At 52.1% G+C, this 11,221-nt stretch carries 8 protein-coding genes; all 8 read left to right on the forward strand.

The annotated features are described in order from the left end of the window. On the forward strand, nt 1-1,676 hold a 1,676-nt coding region (locus ACOZIO_RS11800), incomplete at its 5' end, for a DUF2345 domain-containing protein (protein ID WP_421595298.1). Nucleotides 1,677-1,694: 18 nt separating this feature from the next. Then, nucleotides 1,695-2,648: a T6SS immunity protein Tli3 family protein gene (locus ACOZIO_RS11805; RefSeq protein WP_421595299.1), complete on the forward strand. Its 954-nt coding sequence runs from the start codon at nt 1,695-1,697 to the stop codon at nt 2,646-2,648. Between the two features lie 2 nt (nt 2,649-2,650). Continuing rightward, nucleotides 2,651-3,517, forward strand: coding sequence for a T6SS immunity protein Tli3 family protein (locus ACOZIO_RS11810; RefSeq protein ID WP_421595300.1), 867 nt, complete (start codon nt 2,651-2,653; stop codon nt 3,515-3,517). Nucleotides 3,518-3,519: 2 nt separating this feature from the next. After that, nucleotides 3,520-4,386 carry a T6SS immunity protein Tli3 family protein gene (locus ACOZIO_RS11815; protein WP_421595301.1) on the forward strand — a complete coding sequence of 289 codons (867 nt, stop codon included), beginning with the start codon at nt 3,520-3,522 and terminating at the stop codon, nt 4,384-4,386. A gap of 3 nt (nt 4,387-4,389) precedes the next feature. Continuing rightward, nucleotides 4,390-6,417 (forward strand): T6SS effector phospholipase Tle3 domain-containing protein, encoded by a 2,028-nt coding sequence (locus tag ACOZIO_RS11820; RefSeq protein WP_421595302.1) that lies wholly within the window; start codon nt 4,390-4,392, stop codon nt 6,415-6,417. Further along, nucleotides 6,414-6,671 (forward strand): PAAR domain-containing protein, encoded by a 258-nt coding sequence (locus ACOZIO_RS11825; protein WP_377427757.1) that lies wholly within the window; start codon nt 6,414-6,416, stop codon nt 6,669-6,671. Before ACOZIO_RS11820 ends, ACOZIO_RS11825 begins: the two co-directional genes overlap by 4 nt. Beyond that, the gene (locus tag ACOZIO_RS11830) at nt 6,671-8,110 is read left to right on the forward strand and encodes a hypothetical protein (protein ID WP_421595303.1); all 1,440 of its coding nucleotides are present in this window, start codon (nt 6,671-6,673) and stop codon (nt 8,108-8,110) included. The genes ACOZIO_RS11825 and ACOZIO_RS11830 overlap by 1 nt, the downstream gene beginning before the upstream one ends. A gap of 2 nt (nt 8,111-8,112) precedes the next feature. Next, nucleotides 8,113-11,211, forward strand: coding sequence for an ImcF-related family protein (locus ACOZIO_RS11835; RefSeq protein WP_421595304.1), 3,099 nt, complete (start codon nt 8,113-8,115; stop codon nt 11,209-11,211). Nucleotides 11,212-11,221: the final 10 nt, after the last annotated feature.

Below are 11,221 nucleotides of genomic sequence, written 5' to 3' on the forward strand. Positions count from 1 at the left end.
TTGCCGAAGATTACCGCTGGGGTGAGTCCTATCCTGAGCCGGGCAAGGAATACAGCAACGAGCCCGGTCAGGGGATGTGGTACGCCAGACGCCGTCAGGAGCGTTATCTGAGCGAACAAATCACCTTCGGGGGCAAGTCCAACTGCATGACGCTGCGTCCGGGAATGGTCATTACCACGCCCGGTAAAGACTGGCCGGAAGCGCCGGACGGCCTGCTGATAGTTTCCACGAACTCTACCAACGTCGCCCGCGACACGGCGTACTTCGTCACCTTCACCGCCGTGCCGCGCAATACCCGGCATCCGTATCGCCCCGCTCTGCTGCCGTGGCCGACCGTCACCGGCACGCTGCCTGCCCGCATCTCCAGCGCACATCCGGATGAACCTTATGGCCATATCAGCGCCGACGGTTTGTACCGTGCGAAGTTTGGCTTCGACCGCACCGAATGGCAGAAAGGCTTTGAGAGCTGCTGGCTGCGTCTGGCAAAACCCTATTCCGGGGATACCTGCGGCTTCCATATGCCGCTGCTGGACTCCACCGGCGTGGCGATTGCCTTCGAGAACGGCGACGTTGACCGGCCGTACATTGCTTATGCGCTGCACGATTCACGGCATCCGGACCCTGTGGCGCTGCCGAACTACAAGCGGAACGTTATCCGCACGCCTTCTGGAAATAAGTTAAGACTTGATGATTCACGAGGCAAAGAACACATCAAGCTTTCCACACCGGCCAGCGGCAAAAGCCAGCTGAACCTGGGTGCGCTGGTCGATGATAAACGTAAAGACCGCGGTCACGGCGCCGAGCTGCGCACCGACGACTGGGTGGCCGTTCGTGGCGGCAAGGGTGTGTTTATTTCCGCCGATGTGCAGGCTTGTGCCGGAGGTCAGCAACTGGACATGCAACAGGCCAAAGCACTTCTTTCCAGTGCGATGGTAGAAATGCAGAGCCTGTCGGCCAGTGCTCAACAGGCCCAGGCATTAGCCGCAGACATCGACCGGCAACAGACGCTGTTACAGCAGAAACTCGACAAACTTCAGCGAGCCGTTTTGCTTTTAAGCGCACCAAAAGGCGTCGGTATTGTCAGCGGGGACAGTATGCAATTGTACGCGCAAGACAGCCTGACGCTGACCGCCGGTAAGCAGGTGGATATCGGCGCGACGAAGAAATTCACCGTCGCCGCCGGTGATCAAATCAGCCTCTACAGCCGACAGGGCACCAAAATGTTTGCCGCCAAAGGCGACATCGACGTTCAGGCGCAGGGCGGGAAATTCACCACCTGGTCAACGGACGATACGCATATTGCCAGTGGCAAAAAAATGACGGTGACAGCACAGGACGAGCTGGTTCTGGTCTGCGGCGGAGCCTACATCAAGCTGAAAGGCGGTAACGTTGAAGTTGGCGGGCCGGGGAAACTGCTGGTGAAAAATGGCGGCATCGTCAAGCAGGGCTCGGCCAGCATGCAGAGCGCGATGAAATCGTTCGAGCCGGAACAGTTCAATGAAGGGTTTGTCGTTACTCATCCGCTCAACGGCAAACCACTGGCTTCCCAGAAATATAAAATCACGCTGGATGACGGACAGATCATTGAAGGGCTGACTGATGAAAAAGGCATGACCTCTCTCACTCAATCACAAGCCGCGCAGGATATGGTCATTTCGTTACTGGATGGCGAATAAGGACTTCAAGGACCGAATATGAAAAAAATAACTAAATTAATCGTCAGCGCGCTCAGTCTTTCTGCGGTGATAAGTATGACAGGTTGTGCTGTTGGCCCCTGGGGAGGGCTGGCTATAGGTAACCCTTTTTCCGGAATAGCGGAAGCTCGTCAGGCTCGAGAATATAATGAAAGGCAAGAAGCTTTAAAAATTGAGGCTACTAAGAAGCAACAATTGGCTGCAACAATCTATAACCCGCCGCAGGTGATTTATCATATCGATAAAAATCGGTATCTCACGCTGGAGGATTATTCGAACTGCGATGACGGGTCTATTTATTATCACAATGATAACAAGAAGATAAAAACGAAGCTTTGGTTCCTCTCTAAGGGAACAATGAACTATAAGGGCAAGTTTATCTGGGCAGCGAAAAACGACGACATGCTGGCGATTCCGTTAGTGAGTGGTGATAACGATGCTTGTGGAGACTCTCTAAGAGGTTGTGCTTACAGTATCTTGTCAGCCAGTAATGATGGTGGGAAAAAATTTAGTGATGTTAAATTTGGTGCAATAAATAGCTCAAGCTCTAAAAATTACACAATCGTTTTGACTGATGATGCAATTTACTTCAAAAGCAACCTATATCCCTCTACTGATAAGTATGCAATTAATAGCAATGGCGAGTTTTATAACGTAAGGCAAGCCTGGATCCAGGATGAATTTTACAAAGGAATGTTGAAGTTAGGTGTACCTGAAGATGTATTAGTTAAAGAAAACCCAATGGGATATTACGATCGCAAGCTAACTAATAAATATCATTACTCTGATGCCCAAGTGGATGCGCTGGGTATAAAAGCCGGCATTCTGTTTGATAAATACAATGATTCCCCGCATACAGAAAAACTCCCCGATATAAAGAAAAATAATGAAGCCAGCAATCAATTTACCTGCAATGCCGCACTGATCCCTTCTCAGCTAACAAATCAAGGATGACCATGAAAAAGCTAACTTTACTCGCAGGTGCATTAGTATTCTCGCTGACCAGCCTGAATGGCTGTGCGGTGACACCGCCTCCGGTGCAAACATCCACGCAGCCAAAAAAGCTGGCAGTACAACCCATCCATAACCCACCACAGGTGATTTATCGTATCGATAAAAATCGCTATCTCACGCTGGAGGATTATTCGAACTGCGATGATGGTTCTATTTATTATCACAATGATAACAAGAAAATAAAAACGAAGCTCTGGTTCCTTTCCAGGGGAACAATGAACTACAAGGGCAAGTTTATCTGGGCAGCCAAAAATGACGACATGCTGGCGATTCCATTTGTTCGTGGTGATAACGATGCATGCGGGGACTCGCTAAGAGGTTGTGCTTACAGTATCTTGTCAGCCAGTAATGATGGTGGGAAAAAATTTAGTGATATTACATTTGATGCAAGTAATAGCTCCGGCTCGAAAGAATACACAATCGTTTTAACCGATGATGCCATCTACATCAAAAGTGACCGATATCCCGCAGATAAATATTCAATAAATAGCGCTGGTGAGTTCTATAACGTGAGGCAAGCCTGGATACGGGATGAATTTTACAAAGGAATGATCAAGTTAGGTGTGCCTGAAGATGTTTTAGTAAAGAAGAATCCTTTAGGTTACTCCGACCTCAGGTTAACTAATAAATATCATTACTCTGAAGCACAAAGCGCGGCATTGATTGTGAAAGCTGCTGCTCTATTCGATAAATATAATGATTCCCCAATTACAGAGAAACTACCTGACTTAAAGCAGGACAGTTCAGCTAGCAACAGATTTAGCTGCAAGACCACTCTTCATCCTTCTCAGCCAAAAAATCAAGGATGACCATGAAAAAGCTAAATTTACTCGCAGGTGCATTAGTATTCTCGCTGACCAGCCTGAATGGCTGTGCGGTGACACCGCCTCCGGTGCAAACATCCACGCAGCCAGGAAAGGTGGCAGTACAACCCATCCATAACCCGCCACAGGTGATTTATCGTATCGATAAAAATCGCTATCTCACGCTGGAGGATTATTCGAACTGCGATGATGGGTCGATTTATTATCACAATGATAACAAGAAGATAAAAACGAAGCTCTGGTTCCTTTCTAAGGGAACAATGAACTATAAGGGCAAGTTTATCTGGGCAGCGAAAAACGACGACATGCTGGCGCTACCGTTAGTGAGTGGAGATAACGATGCATGCGGGGACCCGCTCCGGGGTTGTGCTTACAGTATCTTGTCAGCCAGTAATAATGGCGGAAAAAATTTTAGTGATATTAAGTTTGGGGCAATTAATAGCTCAAGCTCTAAAAATTATACCATCGTTGTGACTGATGACGCTATCTATATCAAAAATGAAGGATATACCGCTGATAAATACATGGTCAATAGAACAGATGCATTCATACAGCCACGAGAGATTTTAATAAACGATATTTTTTACAAAAAAATGCTGACGATAGGTATCCCTCAAGATGTATTAGATAAGGAAAACCCTTTAGGAATAAGTGGTAGATTGTTATCAACAAAATATTCTTATACGGCCGAACAACTTTCTGAACTTGGTAGTAAAATAAGCATAATATATTATGACATAAGAAATAAAACACCCGAGGATGTAATTCCTAGCTTGGAGTTATCTTCTCAGATTACAACTCACTTTAGTTGTAATCTCGATTTACTTCCCCGCCAATCTGAAAATCAAGGATGATTTATGTCTGAAGCCTATCAACACGATCAACCTACTCGCTTACTGAACAGTGAAACGACACCTAATGGTATTCAACAAGCCAGAAGTACTATGAGTCCGCAAAATGTTTGTGTTCGGGGGGAGATCAGAAAAGGGATCCAACTTCCCGGCTTGGTTATCTTTGTTCACGGCGTAAACTCAGAAGGTGAATGGTACAAAACAGCCGAACAATATCTTTGTGAAGGCCTTAATCGACGTCTTGGTCTGAAAGACACTGAATTTGCTTTAACACCGATCACATACAATGAAGACAGTACATTTCCAGTAAAAATCATTACTAAAGGACGTTCACCTGTTATACGTTTTTACTGGGGATACTCAGCAAAACCAGGTAATGAAAAGGATTTTGTCATCCCGCTGAGAACAGCTTTAGGCTATAGCTATACAGATCTTACAGATGAACAAATTAAGAATAGTGACGACCGCTTTTTTTGGGGCGGTGGCCCTTTTCAAAACGGTTGTACTTCACTGTATTCGTTGTGGAGTAAATACGGTTTTAGTAAATGGGTGAATAAAATACCGATCCCTTTCAGTACGCAGTTTATCAATGAGGAAACAGACCGCCTTTTGGCAAACGCACCGCCGCGCGAATACTACGCCCATGCAGCCGAACGACTGGCTAATTTGGTGAGAAAGATCCGCGAACTCAGCCCGACGGATACCGTCACCGTTATATCTCACAGTCAGGGCACCATGATTGCCACCGCAGCGGCGGCAATGGAGGGCGCCGCACCTGATGCGCTCTTTTTGATGAATTCTCCGCTCTGTCTGGAAAGTAAGGGGATGGACTATCTCTCCTATCCATTAGCGGAATGTATTTCTGAAGCCGCGAGACGCGTCACCTTTGCTGATATTGTCGGAAAAGTGGCTGAAAATAAGGACCGGCTTAAGAACGCCAACCCGAAGAAACTCGTCTGTGGTCTTGATGGTGCGTGCGAGAACTGGCAACCGGATGGGAAAACTTCCAATCCGGATGTTCCTGAGCGGGACAATCACGGACGCACGTATATTTATTGCAGCCCACATGACCGGGTAATGGGGTCGTCACCCTTATTGAGTATTGGCTGGCAAGGGCTTCCCAATACGAAAGCCAGCAACTATACCCAGCCGCACCCTGTTTTTGCGATGGTGTCGAAAAACTCACTTTTTGTGCGCATGCTCGCCCGAAATATGGCCTGTGGCGAAGCCCCCAACCCCCAAACGTCGTTCGGTACGTTGCCGGATATGAGCAGGGACTGGAAACCGAATGGCGGTAAAAAATTCTGGGACAGCAATGATTCTGTGTTTAGCCGCCAGGCTTGGCCTGATCCGGACCCAAACCAAAAGCTGTTCATCAATGCCGAACAGGTCCCTCTGCCAATAACTGCGGAGCAGCTGGCTGATTTCGATAAAGACCGCAAACATATTGAAGACTTACCCGCTGATAAAGCAGCGCATCAGATCTATCTGGCTGATAAAAACTACGACAGTTATGGGTATAGCTGGAGCACCATCGACCCGGAGTCAAAGGCACCCAACGACAATAACTACAAATACTACATCAAACTCTATGGCTTCAATGAGCGCAAAACCTTCCCTGTTTCGCCAGGCTCAGGCTCTCCCTATGATAAACGGAATGTTGACAGGGAAAGCGTTGAACAGATGCGATCGCGCATAAGCCAGTATATTTCCCGGCCTGCGGACCACAGTGATTTACCCCAAAACCCGTTGTTTCTTCAGCAGGTGGTAGCCTACGACTTGCCGATAGGCTTCTGTAATATCGGTCAGAAGGATGAATGGATGCTGATGCTAAGGAGAATGGCTGACTGGACGTATCAGGGCAGCGATTCTTATTACAAAACAGGCACATTCACGCCACCTCCGCTGCCGCCCATTATCCGTAAAGACGTAGATGCTGATGCCCGGCACCGTTATGACGCCGCAGTGAAAAAGGCCGAGGCTGACAATATCGCGTTAGTCCAGGCACAGAAACCGCAGGGAGAGCTCGCATGAAAAATGTCGTAGTTCTTGGGGATAAAACCTCCCACGGCGGCGCTGTGATTTCTGCTTCATCGACGTTTGAGATTGAGGGCAAAAATGCGGCGTTGCTACATGACATGGTGAGCTGCGAGGAACATGGCCCGAACCGCATCATCGAATGCGAGCCGGGTTATGAGGAGCAGGGAAAAGGGATTGTGGTACATCTGTGCAAAACTGAATGTGGGTCGGTAGTCTATGCCAGCCTGGCTGCTGCGGGGTTCGAATAATGAGCTGGTCAGTTCCCAAGGCAACGTTACCGCAAAAACCCATGTCATGGTCGCCGTGGGTGTGCGTGTTTATCTTCCTGCTGGCTTTTGCACTGGCTTTGGTCTGGGTGGTGCTCGATACGCCATCAACCGGGTTGTATCCGTTGTCTTCAGGTCATTATCTGCCGCTGACCGGCTTCACGCTGGTGGGGATATTGTCGTGTCTGTCGCTTTATCTCCTGACATGGGAAACCAGTGCGCTGATGTATTACAGCTGGACATACTGGCAGGCAAACACCAATGCAGCATGGCAAAACTGGACACATCAGCATCTGCATATCGTTGATAGCGTGAACTTCACCACCAGGCTGGATTTATACCCGCAGGTCGCGGGCCTCTCCCGTCCAGAAGGCGATAACGAGGAGCCTGCCGTGTTGCTGTTTCCTGACGATGACGTGCCGCCGGGGATTTATCGCTTTGAAATCATCTGCCGCCATATCCTGACGTCGTTTGAAGACGCAATCAAAACGCTGAATCTGCCCGGGGAGGGAACGTTCAGACTCTATGTGCAGACGCAAACGGAGGTGACTGAAACACACATTCTCTACCTCGAAGAGCTCTGGCAAACGCTTTATCCCGGTTACTCGTTACAGGTAAACCCTGTCGGCCCGCAGGCGTCTCTGGAAACTGTGGGAACCTGCTTAGACGCACGCACTCCCTCTCTCGTTATTGCGATGCACTACTACGACGGTGTGGAGGAAAAGCCTCTCAGCGAAATCGCGACCGGCCTGCTGCTCTCCCCCGCCAACTTGCTTAGACCCGATGCCGTGCAAAATGCCCCGCAGCTCTTCAGAGCCATGCCGTTAAACCTGAAAAAACTGCCGGAAGATTTGCGGGAACTGCGCGATATATCGCAACAACCGGCAGAGTCTCTTCGTCTGGTGTGGTTCTCCGGGCTGACCGACATCCTGCGTCAGAAGCTTAATGCCGTTGTTCATGACCTGAAATTACCGCTGCGCCAGGAAGCCCCTATGGGTGGGCAACTGGATTTCGACAAAGGTTGTGGAGGGTATGGTTCTCTTTCGGGCTGGCTGATGTTGGGGGCCGCTGCCGACATGATTAAGCGCGGGCAGGGCAGTCAGTGGGTATTGGCCGCCGCTGAAGAGTCAGCCTGGGCGGTGGTTGTCGGGGATCAAGCGCCGGTTCAGGCTGACTATCACAGCCAGTTACCCCGCGATGTCTACCCTGCCGGATGCCTGGTCGCTTCACTGCTGTTCAATCTGGTGTTGTTCTGGTCCCTCGGCCATGCCTTCCCGGACTGGCTGTTTTCTTTCCGGGGCACAATCACGCTGATCCTGACGCTGGTCGTCACGATGATTGGCAGCGCCGTGGGCCTGCGGATCATATTGAATCGTCTGCTTGAACCGCACTTTATCCGTTCTGCGCAGCAAGGAAGCTGATTGTGAAGAAAATCATTACACGTCTGGGAATATTGTTCCTGCTGCTGGCCGTTGCAGTTGCGGTTATCAGTGTGATCCGGCAATACGGCGTGTTTTCTTCGTCCTCAAAGCACTCCGGCATTTTAATGACCGTTCTGATCATCACGCTGATTGTCGCGCTTATTGCCCTGTCATTTACCCTCGTCACCACATCGGCCAGCTGGCGGGTTCCTGTGCGCCCCAAATTCGCATCGAAGGGTACAGAATCAGAGCGGCCTGTTCAGCCGTCCATTGATGTTGGGCGATTAAAATCAGCCCTCCGGCATCGCTACGGCCTGCGCTGGAAACGCAAACTCCCCTGGCTGCTGGTGATGGGTGAAGTGACCGATATTGAAGCGGTCGCGCCGGGGCTGACAGAATCCGGCTGGATGACGGTCGGCAATACCCTGCTGCTATGGGGCGGGTCGCTGGCGGCGGGCGGCAATCCTGCAGATCTTCATGCATTGCGCCGTCTGCGCCCTCACGCCCCTGCCGATGTGCTGATTTGGGTCAGTCATGAGGCGCACTATACCCAGACGGAGCAGGCAGACGCGGTACTTCGCGGTTATAAAATCGTCCGCCACCGGCTGCGCTGGGAACTGCCGGTGTATCTGCTGGACCGGCGTGAACTGAGCTGGCCGCAGCCTGAACGTGCGGTAAAGCTGATCGGTGTATTGGAGCACAAAAGGCTGACGCCGGCGTCTTTATTGTCTTCCGTGGAGTCCCTGCTCCCGGATCTGCGCGCGCAGGGCATGGCACAAATCAGTGAAAATATGCGTCACACGTTTTTGCTGCAACTGGTCAGTGATTTACAAGCCCGCCTGTCCGGTTGGGCAGATGCATTCAAACCGCTGCTCAGTGGCTATTTTCAGCTGCCGCTGTACGGCGTGGCGTTTTCACCGGCGCTGACGCTACGGGCGTACAGCCCGCATGAGCGCACGGATTCTCCGGTCTGGCGGGAGTTGTCTGCGGGTATTCATCGCCGCGCCGGTCATCCGGTCGGCGTAACGGCGCGAACAGTGGCGCAGTGGAGTAGCGCCGCCGCGATGCTGGTTCTGGCCATCGGTACGACAGTATCCGGCATCAGCAACTACCGGCTGGTGACCGGCAGCGCGGAGCAGGTTAAGCAGGCGAACACCTCTCCCTCACCTGCCGTGCTCTCTGCGTTGCAACACACCATGCAAACCCTGCTGGCTCAGCAACAGGAAGGGACGCCGTTGTACCGCCGTTTTGGACTGGATGTTACGTACCGCTTACTGCCCGCACTCTGGCCGCAATATAACACGCTGGCTCAGCGGCTTATTGTGCAACCGGCACAGCATCAACTTAGCGCATTGCTCACGTCAGCAACCCCTGACTATGACCAGCTGAAAACCTACCTGATGCTGGCTCATCCCGATAAAACCGCAGACAGTGACGCGCAGCGTTATTTTGCGCAGCAGCTGAAGCCGTTGTTGAAGAACATCGAACCGCAGGATATCGCCTTCTTTGCCGCGCAGTTCGCCGGGCATCCTGACTGGAAAATCCAGCCTGACAACGCGGTGGTCGCGCAGGCGCGGGCGGCCTTGCTGAACGCCATGAGCGGCGCGGACGCGGAGCAAAAACTTTATGGTTCCCTGATTTACCGCACCTCCCGCAACTTCGCGGATTTGTCGCTGACGCAGCTGCTTAACGGTCAGGACTCGGGCGGAATGTTTACCCTCGACGCCGACGTACCAGGCAGCTTTACCCGCCAGGCGTATGAAGGGGCAATCGCGCCGGAGATTGCCGCGCTGGTCACCCGGCGGGAGGAACAGGTCGGCTGGGTGCTGGCCGGGCCGGGGCAGCCGGTGGAAGCCTCGCGCTCACCTGCCGCGCTTGGGGAACGGTTAACGGCACGCTATTTTGCCGAATACGGCACCACATGGCAGAAAACGCTCAACCAGATGAAGGCGCATACGACAGCTAATCAGGTGGAGCAACTGACGCTGGCCGCCGACGTCAGCCGGTCGCCACAGATAGCGCTGATGAAACAGCTGGCGTGGCAGGGGCTGGCGGGCAGCCCGAACGAGCGACGCCATGCGCTGAACCCGGCCCTGAAGCCGGTATTTGGCGGCATCGTCTCGATGACAACCGGTGCCGGTAAAGGGGCCGGCATTACGCTGTCAGGCTGGCGGTCACAAACGGCCACACTGCGCGACAAGATGCGCAACCTGTCGGCGGCCACCGGCGGCACGGCGGCACTCTCGCAGTCGGTATTTCGCGGTACGCAGATTGATAACACGGTTTCTGAGTTACCCGCCCGTCTGCGCGTTCAGCTGGGCAACGGCTGGCAGCCGATGGCGCAGGCGCTGTTTTTAGCGCCGCTCAGCCAGACCTGGAAAGAGGTGATGACCGCCGGCGTAATAGGTATGGATGCGCAGTGGCAGCAGGAGATTGTCGCGGCCTGGCATAAAGAGTTTGATAATACCTTCCCGTTCGCCGACAGCCCGAACGACGCCTCGCTGGCCGCACTGAACGATTTTATCAATCCGCAGACCGGCCTGATTGCCGGTTTTATCCGTGAACACCTGAACGGCGTGCTGGAGTACAAAGACAACCGCTGGCAGAAGGCGGATAAGCTGCCGCCGGGGCTGTCGGTCAATTCATCCTTTGTGAACAAGCTGAATCAACTCGACCGCTTAGGTCACATGCTTAACGATACGGGCTGGGGTTTTCGCTTCAGGCTGGAGGCGGGCACAGCCAGAGACGTGGTGCAGACCGAGCTGATTATCGACGGCCAGAAGCTGGTGTACTTCAATCAGATGCCGTTCTGGCAGGATATTCAGTGGCCTGGCGATACCTGGGCTCCCGGTGCATCGCTGATGTGGACCAGCGTCCGCGCCGGTGCGCGGCTCTGTTTTGATACACCTGGCACCTGGGCGTTTTACCGGTTACTGAAGATGGCCAAGATTATGCCGGTGGACGACACGCATTATCAGGTGGTCTGGACCGCTGAAGACGGCCTGCCTCTTAACTACCGACTGGCCTTTACCGCCGGCAACGACCCGGTCAGTCTGCTGAACCTCAGCGGCTTCAGGTTACCCAATACTATTTTCCGATAACACAGGCACC

Source organism: Rahnella sp. PD4, assembly GCF_049199325.1.
Taxonomy (GTDB): Bacteria; Pseudomonadota; Gammaproteobacteria; order Enterobacterales; family Enterobacteriaceae; genus Rahnella; species Rahnella perminowiae.